This window comes from Flintibacter sp. HCN-6482 (genome assembly GCF_037892565.1).
In the GTDB taxonomy this organism is placed as follows: domain Bacteria; phylum Bacillota; class Clostridia; order Oscillospirales; family Oscillospiraceae; genus Lawsonibacter; species Lawsonibacter aceti.
The window spans coordinates 547,625-562,098 of sequence record NZ_JBBKBK010000001.1; the positions used below are offsets into that span (position 1 = coordinate 547,625).

A 14,474-nucleotide genomic window follows, 5' to 3' on the forward strand; every position below is an offset into this window, starting at 1 on the left:
AATAGAGAAGAAGAAAGAGCTGGAGGTAGCTTGCTATGAGTGAAGAGTTCGGCCCAGATTTCATCTCCGTCACCGACGAAGAGGGCAACGAGTTCGAACTGGAATTAGTCGATACCCTGGAACACAATGGTGTCACTTACTATGCCATGTTCCCCGCCGTGGCAGAGGACGAGGAGACCGGAGAGCCAGTCGATGTGGATGCCGATGATGAGGAGTACGGGCTGGTCATTATGAAGGCCATCGTGGAAAATGGCGAGGAACTGTTGTCCACCCCAGACTCTGACGAGGAACTGGATATGGTCTATAACCTGTTTATGGAGCGTTTTTTTGAGGAAGAGGACGAGGAATAAGCGATCTTTCCTGCTCGGTGCGTGATGGGCTCTTTTAAACCCACATTTTTTAAACGGGACGCCCCCTCACACCGTGGGTCGCAGGCCTCCCGGTCCCCCTTTGAGGTGGATTGGAAGTTGGAAGCGGCAAAGCGGTGTGGAGGCGACCCACCTGCCATTCGTGCAGGTTTTAAACGGGCTCACACGGCCAGAGCGGGGTATATAGAACGCTTGGAACTGGGCCGCGGTCTTATGACCGCGGCCTCTTTTCGTCCTAAAAAACGTGAATAAAGTGTAAAACCCTTACTTTTCCCCGTCTGACACTTGAAAGGCAGGCCGCTTTCCTGTATAATAGTTCAGGTCGTCCCTGCCTTGCCAGGGGCGTGGGGCCGCCTCTGGGCCGGCTCCCATTGAACACAACGAGAGGACTGAAACAACTGTGAGTGCATCCAGAGAAAAGAAGACCCGCCAGGGTCAGACCAGCCAGGGGCCGGACGAGCGGGTCCAGGAGTGCCAGCGCAAACAGAAGGCTGACCGCCGCAGCTCCATCCTGTACGCTGTGGTCGGCGTCATCTGTGTGGCGGCTATCGCTGTGACCTTGGTCTTGAACAGCGGACTGATCCAGCGGTCCATGACCGCTGTCACCATCCAAGACACCAAGTATTCCGCGGCCGACCTGCAGTACTACTATAATGTCATGTATCAGAACACCATGCAATACGCCATGTATGGCCTGCAGACCGGTTTTGATTATACCAAGGACCCCAAGGACCAGGTCTATGACCAGGAAACCGGCGACACCTGGTATGACCATCTGCTGGACGGGGCGGTGGACTATCTGACCACCATCACCGCCCTCTACGACAAGGCCGTGGCCGAGGGCTATGCCATAAGTGAGGACGGTCAGGCTGCCCTGGACGAGACGGTCACCACCCTGAACAACGCCTGGGTGGGGCAGTACAACACCCGCAACGAGATGATCCGCAGCAACTACGGGCCCTATATGACCTATGACCACCTGCTGGAGCTTCTGGAGCGGGAGGCCCTGGTATCCGACTATGCCAGCACCAACAAAGCCGCCTACACCTATTCCCAGGCCGATTATGAGTCCTACTACCAGGAGAACAAGGACGCTCTGGACACCTTTACCACCAGCCAACTGGCGCTCCGGGCCAGCGTCCCCACCACAGACGAGAACGGCGACACCATTGAGATGACCGAGGAGGAGCAGGCCGCCGCTCTGGAGGAGGCTAAGGCCGAGGTCAAGGCCAAGGCCGAGGAGATCCTGGCTAAGATGGAGGCCGGCGAGGAGCCCGCTGATCTGGCTGCTCAGTACAGCGAGGACCTCTATTCCGACGCTGTTTCCCGCGTCCAAACCGGCTCCAGCGTCAACTCCTCTTATACCGATTGGGCCTTTGATAGTGCCCGCAAGGCCGGCGACGTGACTCTGGCCGAATATGACGGCGGATCCAGCTATTACTATTATGTGGTCCGCTTTGAGGACCGCCAGCGCAACGATGGAGCTGCCGCTGACATCCGCAACATTCTGGTGACTGCCGACTCCGACGACGAGGCCAAGTCCTCTGCCGAGGACCTGTTGGCCCAGTGGCAGAGCGGCGACGCCACTGAGGACAGCTTCGCTGACCTGGCTGCTTCCAACAGCAAGGACCCTGTGTCCGCCACAGGAGGCGGCCTGATGACCAATCTGACCGCCCTCACTTCTGACGCGGTCTACACCAACTGGGCCCTGGACCCCGCTCGCCAGCCTGGTGACACCACCGTAATCCAGGATACGGAGGCGGAAGGCTATCAGATCCTCTATTTTGTGGCCCAGAAGGACCCTGTCTGGCAGCAGACCGCTGACAACAGCCTGCGCACTGAAGACCAGACCGCCTGGGAGGAGAGCGCGGCCGAGGGCTACGAGGCCGCTCTGGGCTTTGCCGCCAAGTTCGTCCAGTAAGCGGTTCCACCGAAGAGAAGGGCACAGACGGATGTCTGTGCCCTTTCTGTTATAGATAGAGAGGATATCACCATGATAACTGGTAAAACGCTTTCCCGATGGCTCACCGGCCTGCTCCTGCTGCTCTCCTTGGCCTCCTGCGGAGCGCCTGCCCCGGTCCTAACGGGCGACGGCTTCTCTCCCTCCGATATCCCGTCCTACTCCGGACAGGCCTATGCGGAGGTAAACGGCGGCCTTCCCTACTTCTCCCCCGATGATCTGACCACCGAGCCCTTTGAGAGATACAGCCCGTTGGACTCCCTGGGCCGCTGCGGCGCCGCCTGGGCCAATGTCTGCCTTGACATCATGCCAACAGAGGAGCGGGGAGAGATTGGGATGGTAAAGCCCTCCGGCTGGCACACGGTCCGTTATGACGACCTGGTAGATGGGAAGTATCTATACAACCGGTGCCATCTCATCGGCTTTCAGCTGGCCGGGGAAAACGCCAATGAGGAAAATCTGATTACCGGCACCCGCTATATGAATGTGGAGGGGATGCTCCCCTTTGAGGATATGGTGAACGACTATGTGGATGACACGGGCGGCCATGTGCTCTACCGAGTCACTCCCATCTTCCAGGGGGACAATCTGGTGGCTGACGGTGTCCTGATGGAGGCTTGCTCCGTAGAGGACGAGGGGGCCGGCCTCTCCTTCTGTGTCTTCTGCTACAATGTCCAGCCTGGAGTGACCATCGACTACGCCACCGGCGAGAGCTGGCGCTCGGAGGAGGATCCTCCTGCCTCCTCCCAGGGAGAGACAGGACGTTATGTCCTCAATACCAATTCCATGAAGTTCCATCTCCCGTCCTGCGGCAGTGTGAATCAGATAAGTCCCGGCAACTATCAGGAATATTCCGGCGGCCGGGAGGAGCTGATCCAGCGCGGCTACAGTCCCTGTGGCTCATGTAAGCCTTGACTCCACGGGGCTGTCCTATAAGTGAAAGAAGAGGTACGCCGTATGCGTACCTCTTCTTTTTAGACGGAAGGGCAAATGACGGCCTAAAAACCGAAAATCCGCTTGTTTCTCAAGCGGATCGACTGCATTTATTTAGATAGCTCCCTATGTACCACCGCTGTCTGGCGGTGGTCTGCTGGGTTGGCATCCGTTTTATAGAGTCAAAACGGACTCACAGCAGCGGTAGTCGCTGTCGATATTGTGGGCAATAAAGCGGGCTTTAAACTGACGCGGGCTGCACATCGTCTGGGTCGATCCGCCGGACACATCCAGGTCCTTGGGAACCACAAACTTGATGCACTTAACCAGTACATCCCGGCAGGAGGGGTAACTGTGGGCCGGGATGGTCACAGCCTTCGTCCCCCGCTGATACTCCGTACCGTTCTCATCTACCTCGGTAAGGATAACGGCCAAAGCGACCCGCTTTTGGGGGCAAACGTTTTTCACCGTCACATCCATCTGCAGAATCGTTCCCATAGACTCCAGATAGACATCCCCCGTATCTACTACTACGGCATCCGAACAGCTCTGGATCGTCAGATCTACCGGGAGAGGACATTCCTCCGGATTGACCACTACATCACATTCCACGGCCACAGCGGGCTCTGGGAAATCCACTACATTCCCCTCGGTATCGGAGTAGGTGATAGATTCATTGACCAACTTGGTGCCGGGATTCTGCCCCACATGGCGGACATAGAATTCCAGTGTGGCGCTCTCAGGAGCGGAAACACCCAATTCGGGGATGGTCCAGCGCAGAGAGGTGGAATTGAGCATGGTGGCGCTGCCCACCGTCGGATTCAGAACACTGGTGACCACAAAGTCATCCGTCACCTTCTCATTGATCACAATATTGGTGGCTCCTGTCTTCGAAATATTGGCGGCTAGCTCCGCAAAGAGCTCCTCCAGGTCCGCTGTGTCAGGTGTGACGGCTACATGGGTCGCAGCCGGGTCGCTGGCCCAGTCGTTCAGCACTCCCACATCTACTCCGTCCGACCCGACCAGACCAATGCAGTAGATGATGATGCCCTGCGCACGGGCCGCGGCGGCCACAGGAGCAGGAGGAGCTCCAGCCGTGGTGTTTCCATCGGTGAACATGACAATGACCTTGGCGTTGCTGGAACTGGGATCAAATAGCGAGATTGCCTTCGTAAAGGCGTCGGCGTGGTTGGTGCTGCCGCCGGCCGACAGAGCGTCTACGGCGTTCTTCAGTGTTGCCACAGAGGTGATCAGCTGGGTGTCCTGCACGGCTGTGCTGGAAAAACTGACGATGCCGATGCGGCTACCGGAGCCAATCTCTCCCGACGCCTGGCCCCCGGTGGACTCGGAGATGATATCGATAAACGTCTTAGCACCAGTTTTCATGCTGGCCAGCGGCTCGCCGGTCATGCTACCGGATCGGTCCAGCACCAGAGCGATGTCGGTGGGATTAGTGACAATATCGGGCGCGGCGGTAAGCGCCAGAGTAACCTTCAGAGACCCATCACAGTCGATGCGCTCCATATTGATCACCTTATTGGAATTGGTAATACCCATTGTTGTATTACTCCCTTCTGGGGGTTGCCCCATCACAGTCTATGTGACCGCGGTAGACCATGACACCATAGGGCGTCGCCGGTTTGTCCTATTTCAGAGCGCAGTTGCATACAGGGCGGCCCTCCTGAGGGAGACAGGGCAGCTCTATCAGCCTGCGTAATTTTATTCCCAAGGGTGGAACCGAGCAGAAACTGACGAGGCCAAAACGAAAAGGACAGTTAAAGCCGATATTTCTGCAAAATCAAAAAAACGCCGCAAAGCGGCGACACCAAATCGCAGCCCAGCGCAGCGGTTGTGATTTGGAAAGGAGGAGCAATAAAATGGGTGCGCTCTGACTTTTTATAAAAAAAGTCGGAGCAAACGATATGACGTTTGCTCCGACGTGGTGCGCGAGGCGGGAGTCGAACCCGCACGCCCTTGCGAGCACTGGCACCTGAAGCCAGCGAGTCTACCAATTCCACCACTCGCGCATCCGATTCAGTTGGCGCTGTACTGTTCAGCGCAAGGGTTATATTACCACAGCCGCTTCCATCTGTCAACACTTTTTCTTCATTTTTTTCAGTCATGGAAAGGAAGTCCAAAAAATAGGTTGACAAGGGACGGCCGGTCATGCTATGGTTAGATTCCAAGTAAGGGAGTAGTCGGCGCATGAGCGTGGCCCGGTCAACATACTGATGGGGATATTGCCCTTCTGGCCGGACCTGAAACGATGAGACTTGCCTGTTCCGCAACAGGCAGGTCTTTTTTCTATGCTCGGCCTGTGCCGGTCTATCAGGGTAGGAGGTCAATATGAGTTTATTCGAGCTGTTCATTCTCGCCGTGGGCCTGTCTATGGACGCTTTTGCCGTTTCGGTGTGCAAAGGTCTGTCAGCTGGTCATCTTCGCCCGGTCCATAATCTCACCTGCGGTCTCTATTTCGGAGGCTTTCAGGCCATGATGCCGCTGCTTGGCTGGCTGCTCGGCATCCAGTTCCAGGCCTTCATCTCCACAGTGGACCACTGGATCGCCTTTCTCCTTTTGTCCATCATCGGTATCAACATGGTGCGGGAGTCCCGTGAAGAGAGCGAGGACGTAGACTGCTCCTTCTCCTTCCGCTCCATGCTCCCTCTGGCGCTGGCGACCAGCATCGACGCGCTGGCGGTGGGGGTCACTTTCGCCTTTCTTCAGGTGGATATCCTGCCCGCCATCACCTTCATCGGTCTGACCACCTTTCTTCTGTCCGCTGCGGGGGTCCAGGTAGGCGCTCTCTTTGGCGCCCGCTTCCGCGGTAAGGCGGAGCTGGCGGGGGGGCTGATCCTTATGCTCATGGGAATCAAAATACTCCTTGAGCATCTGGGCATCCTGGGGTAAATATCGCTGCTGATTGGCCAGCTTCGGGCTCTCACGGAACAGGAAGGCCCGGAGCCGGCCTTTCCATGTTTAAATAGGCCCGGTAGGCCCCGGCCAGACGATAGCCCAGTTTTTGGGCCAGATGGGCGGATCGCTTGTCATGGGCGTCCCAGCTGGGATATAGCCCCCGGTCCAAACAGTCCAAAATGAGCCGCGCCCCACAGGCGGTGGCCAGTCCTTTTCCCCGCTGGTCCGGCCGGGTATCGATCTCAATTTCAATCCCGTCCCGGTATACGGCGTAGGAGGAGGCTCCCGCTACCAGTTCCCCTCCGCACAGGACGGCCACCCCTATCCCCCGTGCCTCGTAATCCAGTCCGTCCTCAAATAGAGCGCACAGATCCCTGCTCCAATCCTCTTTCATGGCCTGTGTATAGAGAGCGCCGTCCATCGGCCGCAGTTCAAATCCCGTTGGCGGACCGGCATAGCCCTCCAGCTTGGCTCGGCAAAAGGAGCTTGGATCCTTCTCCGTGGCGTACCGGGTCCAGGGTATAATCTTCGCCCCCCAGACCTCCTCCAGCAGACAGGCCCATCCCTGGTCTCCGGGGACCAGGATAGACGCTTCCGCTTTCTGGGCAAGCGCCCTGTCCGGGCGGCCGGCGAAAAAGGCGAAATCCCCGATCAGGGCCGCCGCGGAGGCGGGCTCTTCCCCGCCTTCCACCAGCACCTGTCCCATACAGCCCTGGAGGCAGGACCACACCATGGTCTCCGGCCAGCCTTGAAAGAGCGCCGCCGCTTTATTCATTCCTTGTCCAGCTCCCTTCCGCCAACCGGGCCCTTAGGCCAGAGTATCGCCGGGTCTGGCGGTCATTGGCCACCATCTGGGCCACTGTCCCCTGGTCCCCTACAATGATAAACAGCTCCCTGGCGCGGGTAATCGCGGTATACAGCACGCCCCGGGTCATGAGCATAGGTGCCCCCTCCAGCGCAGCCAGGATGACCGCCCTGTACTCGCTGCCCTGGGCCTTGTGTACTGTCACAGCAAAGGCGGGCTCCAGCTCTCCCAGCATATCTGGAGTGTACTCTACCACCTTGCCGTCAAAGTCCACGGTGATGATCTCCCCCTGAATAGAGCGGATCACCCCGATGTCCCCGTTGAACATCCCCATGCCTGATGAGGTGCCCCCCTCCTCCCGCCAGAGGATATCGTAGTTGTTCCGCACCTGCATCACCTTGTCCCCGGCGCGGAATACCCAGTCACCGAACCTGCGCTCCCCCTTGTCCTCCCGGGGCGGGTTCAGGGCCTGCTGCAGCACCTGGTTCAGCGCCCGGGTCCCTGTGCCCCGCCGCCGGGTGGGCGACAGGACCTGGATCTGGTCGGCGGGAATCCCCATCCGCTCGGGCAGACGGCGGCGGCAGAGATCTACGATAGTGTCCAACACGCTCTGGGGGTCCCGACGGGACAGGAAAAAGAAGTCGCTGTCGTTGGCCCGCAAGTCAGGCAGTTCTCCTCTGTTGACCAGATGCGCGCTGCGGACAATGGCGCTCTGAGCGGCCTGGCGGAAGATCTCCGTCAGCCGGACAGTGGGCACCACCTTGCTTCGGATGAGATCGGCAAACAGGTTGCCAGGCCCCACCGAAGGCAGCTGGTCTGGATCGCCCACCAGCACCAGGCGGCAGTCCCCCTCAAGGGCATCCAGCAGGGCGGCCATCAGCGGCACGTCTACCATCGAGGTCTCATCCACGATGACAGCGTCTGCCTGGAGGGGAGCGTAGGAGTTTTTGGCAAAGACCAGCCGGCCGGAGTGGGGGTCAAAGCCCGTCTCCAGCAACCTGTGGATGGTAGACGCCTCTGTTCCGCACAGCTCACCCAGCCGCTTGGCCGCCCGCCCCGTAGGGGCCGCCAGGGCGGTCTCTAAGCCCATTCTGTCAAACAGGTCCAGTACGCCCCGCAGGCAGGTGGTCTTTCCCGTACCCGGCCCGCCGGTCAAAAGCATGACCTGCCGCTCCGCGGCCAGCTCCACAGCTTGGCGCTGCTGGGGGGCGTATGTGATGCGCTGCTCCCGCTGGATGCGGTCGATGAGCCTGTCCAGCCCATCGGGCGGAAGGAGCCGGCTGGCGCTCATCTCCCCCAAACGCTGGGCGATAAAGGCTTCCGCGTCGTGGAGGGCTGGAAGATAGACCGCTTCCTGTCCGGCGATACGCTCCAGCTCCGCCTCTCCCCGGTCCAGCAGGGTGGTCAGGCAGTCCTCCAGCATCTGGCAGGGCACCTCCAGCAGTACGCCCGTGGCCTCCACCAGCTTGCGCCGGGGCAGGAAGGTGTGCCCGTTGTTCAGGTTATTGTGGGCCATCTCAAAGAGGAGCCCGGCCTCCAGACGCAAGGGGTCCTCATGGCCCACCCCCAGGGCCAGAGCCAGGCCGTCCGCCTGGGAGAATTCCACCCGGAATTCCTCATTGACCAGCAGATAGGGGTTGGCCCGCACCACCTCCAGCGCCACGTCGCCGTAGGCCCTGTGAAGGAGGGCTGCCAGCTCCAGAGGGAGCTGATGCTCGGTCAAAAACTCCACCAGCCGGCGGGTGCCCATCTGCTGGCGGAAGGCCTCTCCGATCTGGCGGGCCCGCTTGGGTGAGATGCCTCTTATTTTCGTAAGCTGGTCCGGGTCGTCCTCGATGACTGTCAGGGCCTCCTCCCCGAACTCCTCGATGACCAGCCGGGCGGTGGCCTTTCCGATACCCTTCACAGCCCCGGAGGACAGGTAATGGAAGATCTCCTTCAATCCCTGTGGCAGTCGGCGCTCCACTACCTGGGCCTTGAGCTGCACCCCATAGGTAGGGTGGCGGGTCCAGCGGCCCCGGACAGATAGGTATTCTCCGGGGGCCACACCGGGCATGGTGCCAACTACGGTGACCTCCTCATCCCGTACATCCAGCTTCAGGATGGTGTAGCCGTTGTCCTCGTTCTGGTAGATGACCACGGAAACGGTGCCCTCGACCAGCTCTAATTCCCGCTGTTCCATGGCGTCGTTTCCCTCCTTTGCATCTCCTGATATTGGATAGGGGCGGCCTCCGGCCGCCCCCTGGTTCAGCTCCTCGCTATGTAGTCCGGCAGGTCAGAGGCTGGCCACAGCACTACCCCAGGCCAGCGGGCCGTCAGCCGCAGGGCCAGCTCCCAGCCCTTGGGGGTCAGGCCAAGGTCAGCGATGATAATGGGGCAGTCCAGCAGTCCCAGCCCCCGGAGCCACATAAAAGCCCGCAGGGTCTGCTCCAGGTCCTCCCCCTCCCCCCGGCCGGGGATGAGCACCCGCACTCCCTGACCCGGCATAGGACGAAACAGGCGGCCAAAGAGCCACCAGGCCACAAAGGCCAGTCCCAACACACATACAGCCGCCAGCAGGGTATCCCATATCATCTCCACAGAGCAACACCTCCGGGCCATCCTATGCGGAAGGCGGGCCGCTGGTGTTTCCCTCCGACCCTTCTCTGCCGTCCGCTACATGGTGCCGGAGAATAGGTTGATCCCTACATGGGTCAGAGCCAGCATGATACACCCGGCGGTCAGCACGCCCATGACCACAGCGGGCAGGGCTTTCCTCAACCGCATCCCCAAAAAGGCGGCCGCCAGAGAGCCGGTCCAGGCCCCGGTACCGGGCAGGGGGATGGCCACAAAGATCCACAGTCCCAGATACTGGTATTTCTGGACCTTCTGCCCCTTCAGGTGGGCCTTCTTTTCCAGCTTGTCCACCAGGCCGTTAAGCCTTGGCATATACCTGCGCATTAGCTCAAAGATCCGGCGGATGTAGACGATGATAAAGGGGGCGGGGATAAGGTTGCCCAGGACCGCCGCCGGGAACGCCAGGTAATAGGGCAGGCCGAGAGCCACCCCGAAGGGCAGGCCGCCCCGCAGCTCGATGATGGGGACCATAGACACCAGCATGGTAAACAGGCATTTGCCCCCAGTGGTGTCGGTCAAGAACTGGAAAATATCCATGGAACACCTCATTGTTCGTCCGTTTTACAGTCCGCCATCACGGTGTCCCGCAGGCAGACCCAAAACGTCTCATATGTCCCCCTGTCCCAGGGGGTGGGATAGGTCATCACCGTCAGGGGATGACCTTTGAATTGGGGGCGGTAGGGCGGATGGACATGGAGAAAGGGATTCTCCCAGAAGCCAGCCCGCTGATAAAAGCCCTTTCGGCGGATGGAGAGCTCGTCCACTGGCGGATCGATCTCCAGCACCACGCTTTTGCCCCTGCTGTTCAACAGCTCCAGAGCCCTGGCTCCCAGCCCCTGGCCCCGGAGAGCCGGATCGGTAGCAAAGTGCTCCACATAGGAAAAGCCCTCCTCCTCCCAGTGCAGAAGAATCCCCACAAAGGTTTCTCCCTCCCAGATAACATCGAAGTGATATTCCGGATGGGACAACACTCGCTCCTGCTTCTCTCGTGTACGCTGTTCGTGGAGAGGAAAACTGATTGTATACAGGGCAAAGGCGCGGTCAAAGGCCGGATGGTCCGGGGAGGTAATCCGTTCAAAAGTCATTTGTCTTATTTCCTTTCCTCTGTACGTCCTAATAGGTAGTCGGTGGTGACGCCAAAATAGTCGGCCAGAAAGATTAAAGTCGTGGATGGGAGGTTCACTTTGCCATACTCGATTCGTTGATAGTGTTGTACTGTACACTCCAGCATGTTGGCCATCTCTTGCTGGGTTTTATTTTGTTCCTGACGTAATGGCTGCAACCGCTCCGCAATACCGGGCAAAATAATCTTCATTTCTCTCGTAACCCCTTGACATAACATTAAATGTTGTGTATAATAAAGGCAACTTTAAAAGTTGTTAGCAGGTGTTTATATGTCAGATCTCATGAAATGGATGTACGCCCATTATATCAGGTCCTACATTGAAAGCCAACCCAAGGATGATGGGGAAACCATGTGGTTTGATCTGTTGGAAAACGAACTGGGCCCCCTCCAACGGGAATCTCTGGAAGCGGTGACCGCTTTTTTTGCCGTGCAGGGCTTTCGCCTCGGTCTCAAAACGGGGATGGCCCTGGCCGGGGACCTTGAGACCATCCCCCCGACGGCCGGAGGGGCCCACTAGCAGGCCGCCGCCTTCTCCGGCGTGCCAGCGCGGACGATGGTCCCCCCGCCGTCGCTCTTCCCATCCCGGCGGGCCGGGATGGGGGCCCTTATCATTAAAATCCTCGGCGGAAATGAATTCCGCCTCCGGAAATTCTCCGCCTTCGGCTCCGAATTTTGGGGGCTCTGGCGGCGGCGTTATCTCAGCAGCTTTTTCAGATACTGCCCGGTATAGCTGGCCGGACAGGCCGCCACCTCCTCCGGCGTGCCGGTACACACAATGGTCCCGCCGCCGTCGCTCTTCCCATCCCGGCGGGCCGGGATGGGGGCCCTTATCATTAAAATCCTCAGCGGAAATGAATCCCGCCTCCGGAAATTCTCCGCCTTCGGCTCCAAATTTTTGGGGGCTCTGGCGGCGGCGTTAGTTCAACAGCTTTTTCAGATACTGCCCGGTATAGCTGGCCGGACAGGCCGCCACCTCCTCCGGCGTGCCGGTACACACAATGGTCCCCCCGCCGTCGCCCCCTTCGGGGCCCAGGTCGATGATATGGTCGGCGGTCTTAATGACATCCAGGTTGTGCTCGATGACCACCACCGTGTTCCCCCCCTCCACCAGCCGCTGGAGGACCTCGATCAGCTTGTGGACGTCGGCAGAGTGGAGGCCCGTTGTGGGCTCGTCCAGGATATAGATGGTCTTGCCCGTGGATCGCTTGGACAACTCAGTGGCCAGCTTGACCCGCTGGGCCTCGCCGCCGGACAGCTCGGTGGAGGGCTGGCCCAGCTTCACATAGCCCAGCCCCACTTCCTCCAGGGTTTTCAGGCGGTTATAGATGCGGGGCAGATTTTCAAAGAAGGGCAGGGCCTCATCCACCGTCATCTCCAGCACCTCGTAGATGTTCTTGCCCTTGTAGCGCACCTCCAGCGTCTCCCGGTTGTACCGCCTGCCCTTGCACACCTCGCAGGGGACATAGATATCGGGCAAAAAGTGCATCTCGATCTTGATGAGCCCGTCGCCGGTACAGGCCTCGCACCGGCCGCCCCTGGTGTTGAAGGAGAATCGTCCAGGGCCATAGCCCCGGCTTTTGGCGTCGGGGGTGGAGGCAAACAGGTCCCGGATATCGTTGAACAGGCCGGTATAGGTGGCTGGGTTGGAGCGGGGCGTGCGGCCAATGGGGGACTGGTCGATGTTGATGACCTTGTCCAAAAACTCCTCCCCCTCGATGCGGTCGTGCTTCCCTGCCCGGGTCTTGGTCCGGTTCAAATCAGCTCCCAGCTTCTTAAACAGGATCTCGTTGACCAGGGAGGATTTGCCCGATCCGGATACCCCGGTAACACAGGTAAAGGTACCCAGGGGAAACTCCACATCCACGCCCCGCAGGTTGTTCTCCCTGGCCCCAAATATCTTCAAATACTTCCCGTTCCCTCTCCGGCGCTGGGTGGGAACGGGGATTTTTTTGCGGCCGGACAGGTAGTCCCCGGTGATAGAGCCTGGGGTGTTCATGACCTCCTCCGGGGTGCCGGCGGCCACGATCTGGCCGCCATGAACTCCTGCGCCGGGACCCACGTCGATGATATAGTCTGCCTCCCGCATGGTGTCCTCGTCGTGCTCCACCACCAGCAGGGTGTTGCCCAGGTCCCGCAGCTCCTTCAGGGTGGCAAGCAGCTTGTCGTTGTCCCGCTGGTGCAGACCGATAGAGGGCTCGTCCAGGATATACAGCACCCCCATGAGAGAGGAACCGATCTGGGTGGCCAGCCGGATCCGCTGGCTCTCGCCGCCGGACAGGGTCCCCGCCTCCCGGCTGAGGGTCAGGTACTGCAAGCCCACGGAGCGTAGAAAGCCTAGCCGGTTTTTGATTTCCTTGACGATCTGGGCGGCGATCATGGTCTGGGTGGGATTCAGCTCCAGCCGCTCCATGAAGTTCAGGGCGTCGCTGACGCTCTTGTGGCAGTAGCTGTCGATATCCAGCCCTCCCACAGTGACGGCCAGGGACTCCTTTTTCAGCCTGCGCCCCTGGCAGGTAGGGCAGGGGCACTGGGACATACACTCCTCCAGCTCCCGCTTCATACCGTCGGACTGGGTCTCCCGATAGCGGCGCTCCAGATTGGTGACGATGCCCTCAAAAGGCTGGTACAGGGTGCCCTGGCCCCTGGGCTGGTCATAGTGGAGGGTCAGCTTTTCCCCGCCCGTGCCGTAGAGGATAACGTCCAGCACCTCCTTCGGCAGGTCCTTGATGGGGGTGTTCAGCTTGAACTTATATTTCTTGGCCAATGCGTCAAAGTACATCCGGGAGATTCCGTCCGACTTGATGTTGTTCCAGCCAGAGGCGGTGATCCCCCCCTCGACGATGGATAGATTCTTGTTTGGCATGATGAGGTCCGGGTCGATCTTCATTTGGGAGCCCAGGCCCATACAGGTGGGACAGGCCCCAAAGGGATTGTTGAAGGAGAACATCCGGGGGGTGAGCTCCTCAATGGATATGCCGCAGTCCTCACAGGCGTAGTTCTGGGAGAACAGGATATCCCGGTCTTCCCCCACCACGTTGATGACCACCAGGCCCCCCGCCAGGTTGGAGGCGATCTCCACGCTGTCGGTAAGCCGGCGTGTGATATCCTCCCGAATGACCAGCCGGTCCACCACGATCTCAATATCGTGCTTCTTGTTTTTCTCCAGCTTGATCTCCTCGGACAGGTCATAGGTGATGCCATCCGCCCGGCAGCGGACATAGCCCGACTTTCGGGCGTCCTCAAAAACTTTGGCGTGCTCCCCCTTCTTTCCCCGGATCACAGGAGCCATGACCTGGATACGGGTGGCCTCCGGCAGGGCCAGCACCTGGTCGATAATCTGGTCTATGGTCTGCTGACGGATCTCCTTGCCGCAGATGGGGCAGTGAGGCGTGCCCACCCGGGCCCACAGCAGCCGGAGGTAGTCGTAGATCTCGGTCACCGTCCCCACGGTGGAGCGGGGATTCTTGCTGGTGGTCTTTTGGTCGATGGAAATAGCCGGGGACAGGCCGTCGATGTAGTCCACATCCGGCTTCTCCATCTGGCCCAGGAACATCCGGGCATAGGAGGATAGGGACTCTACATAGCGGCGCTGCCCTTCGGCGTAGATTGTGTCAAAGGCCAGGGAGGATTTGCCCGACCCGGACAGGCCGGTGAGCACCACCAGCTTGTCCCTTGGGATGGACACGTCGATATTCTTCAGGTTGTTCACCCGTGCGCCTTTGACGGTAATATGAGTATGCATGATCTGGTTCT

Annotated in this window: 14 protein-coding genes, 1 tRNA gene and 1 other RNA gene; 6 read left to right on the forward strand and 10 right to left on the reverse strand. The window is 59.4% G+C overall.

From position 1 onward, the window contains the following. Nucleotides 1-35 precede the first annotated feature (35 nt). From WKS99_RS02615 to WKS99_RS02630, 4 genes are all read left to right on the forward strand, one after another. Nucleotides 36-350, forward strand: coding sequence for a DUF1292 domain-containing protein (locus WKS99_RS02615; protein WP_147570874.1), 315 nt, complete (start codon nucleotides 36-38; stop codon nucleotides 348-350). A gap of 4 nt (nucleotides 351-354) precedes the next feature. Beyond that, nucleotides 355-553, forward strand: a non-coding RNA gene (ssrS, locus tag WKS99_RS02620) — 6S RNA. Nucleotides 554-768: 215 nt separating this feature from the next. Next, a complete protein-coding gene (locus WKS99_RS02625) occupies nucleotides 769-2,289 on the forward strand; it encodes a peptidylprolyl isomerase (protein ID WP_340405282.1) in 1,521 nt (506 codons plus the stop codon). Between the two features lie 72 nt (nucleotides 2,290-2,361). Continuing rightward, complete coding sequence (locus WKS99_RS02630; protein ID WP_340405283.1) at nucleotides 2,362-3,243, forward strand: DNA/RNA non-specific endonuclease; 882 nt, start codon at nucleotides 2,362-2,364, stop codon at nucleotides 3,241-3,243. Nucleotides 3,244-3,435: 192 nt separating this feature from the next. Here the strand turns inward: WKS99_RS02630 and WKS99_RS02635 are convergent, their stop codons facing one another. Together WKS99_RS02635 and WKS99_RS02640 are read right to left on the reverse strand one after the other, a co-directional pair. Further along, entirely contained in the window at nucleotides 3,436-4,818 is a 1,383-nt protein-coding gene (locus WKS99_RS02635) for a vWA domain-containing protein (RefSeq protein WP_147570877.1), read from the reverse strand. Nucleotides 4,819-5,201: 383 nt separating this feature from the next. Further along, nucleotides 5,202-5,288 (reverse strand) — tRNA-Leu (locus WKS99_RS02640). A gap of 319 nt (nucleotides 5,289-5,607) precedes the next feature. Between WKS99_RS02640 and WKS99_RS02645 the strand changes: the two genes are divergently transcribed. After that, nucleotides 5,608-6,168, forward strand: coding sequence for a manganese efflux pump MntP (locus tag WKS99_RS02645; RefSeq protein WP_147570878.1), 561 nt, complete (start codon nucleotides 5,608-5,610; stop codon nucleotides 6,166-6,168). Between the two features lie 31 nt (nucleotides 6,169-6,199). On the opposite strand, the gene WKS99_RS02650 is transcribed toward WKS99_RS02645, so the two are convergent. The 6 genes from WKS99_RS02650 to WKS99_RS02675 form a co-directional block, all read right to left on the reverse strand. After that, nucleotides 6,200-6,949, reverse strand: coding sequence for a GNAT family N-acetyltransferase (locus WKS99_RS02650; RefSeq protein ID WP_186853319.1), 750 nt, complete (start codon nucleotides 6,947-6,949; stop codon nucleotides 6,200-6,202). Then, nucleotides 6,942-9,161 carry an SF1B family DNA helicase RecD2 gene (recD2, locus tag WKS99_RS02655; RefSeq protein WP_340405284.1) on the reverse strand — a complete coding sequence of 740 codons (2,220 nt, stop codon included), beginning with the start codon at nucleotides 9,159-9,161 and terminating at the stop codon, nucleotides 6,942-6,944. Before recD2 ends, WKS99_RS02650 begins: the two co-directional genes overlap by 8 nt. A 65-nt stretch (nucleotides 9,162-9,226) precedes the next feature. After that, the gene (locus tag WKS99_RS02660; RefSeq protein WP_147570881.1) at nucleotides 9,227-9,559 is read right to left on the reverse strand and encodes a hypothetical protein; all 333 of its coding nucleotides are present in this window, start codon (nucleotides 9,557-9,559) and stop codon (nucleotides 9,227-9,229) included. A gap of 75 nt (nucleotides 9,560-9,634) precedes the next feature. Further along, nucleotides 9,635-10,132 (reverse strand): COG2426 family protein, encoded by a 498-nt coding sequence (locus WKS99_RS02665; protein ID WP_147570882.1) that lies wholly within the window; start codon nucleotides 10,130-10,132, stop codon nucleotides 9,635-9,637. 8 nt (nucleotides 10,133-10,140) lie between these two features. Beyond that, nucleotides 10,141-10,680 carry a GNAT family N-acetyltransferase gene (locus WKS99_RS02670; protein ID WP_147570883.1) on the reverse strand — a complete coding sequence of 180 codons (540 nt, stop codon included), beginning with the start codon at nucleotides 10,678-10,680 and terminating at the stop codon, nucleotides 10,141-10,143. 5 nt (nucleotides 10,681-10,685) lie between these two features. Next, nucleotides 10,686-10,910, reverse strand: a complete 225-nt coding sequence (locus WKS99_RS02675; protein WP_147570884.1) for a helix-turn-helix domain-containing protein — start codon at nucleotides 10,908-10,910, stop codon at nucleotides 10,686-10,688. 79 nt (nucleotides 10,911-10,989) lie between these two features. Between WKS99_RS02675 and WKS99_RS02680 the strand changes: the two genes are divergently transcribed. Then, nucleotides 10,990-11,238 (forward strand): hypothetical protein, encoded by a 249-nt coding sequence (locus tag WKS99_RS02680; RefSeq protein WP_147570885.1) that lies wholly within the window; start codon nucleotides 10,990-10,992, stop codon nucleotides 11,236-11,238. Nucleotides 11,239-11,414: 176 nt separating this feature from the next. Here WKS99_RS02680 and WKS99_RS02685 read toward each other — a convergent pair whose 3' ends face one another. Both WKS99_RS02685 and uvrA read right to left on the reverse strand, forming a co-directional pair. After that, entirely contained in the window at nucleotides 11,415-11,555 is a 141-nt protein-coding gene (locus WKS99_RS02685) for a hypothetical protein (protein WP_340405285.1), read from the reverse strand. Between the two features lie 82 nt (nucleotides 11,556-11,637). Next, nucleotides 11,638-14,463, reverse strand: a complete 2,826-nt coding sequence (gene uvrA, locus WKS99_RS02690; RefSeq protein WP_340405286.1) for an excinuclease ABC subunit UvrA — start codon at nucleotides 14,461-14,463, stop codon at nucleotides 11,638-11,640. Nucleotides 14,464-14,474: the final 11 nt, after the last annotated feature.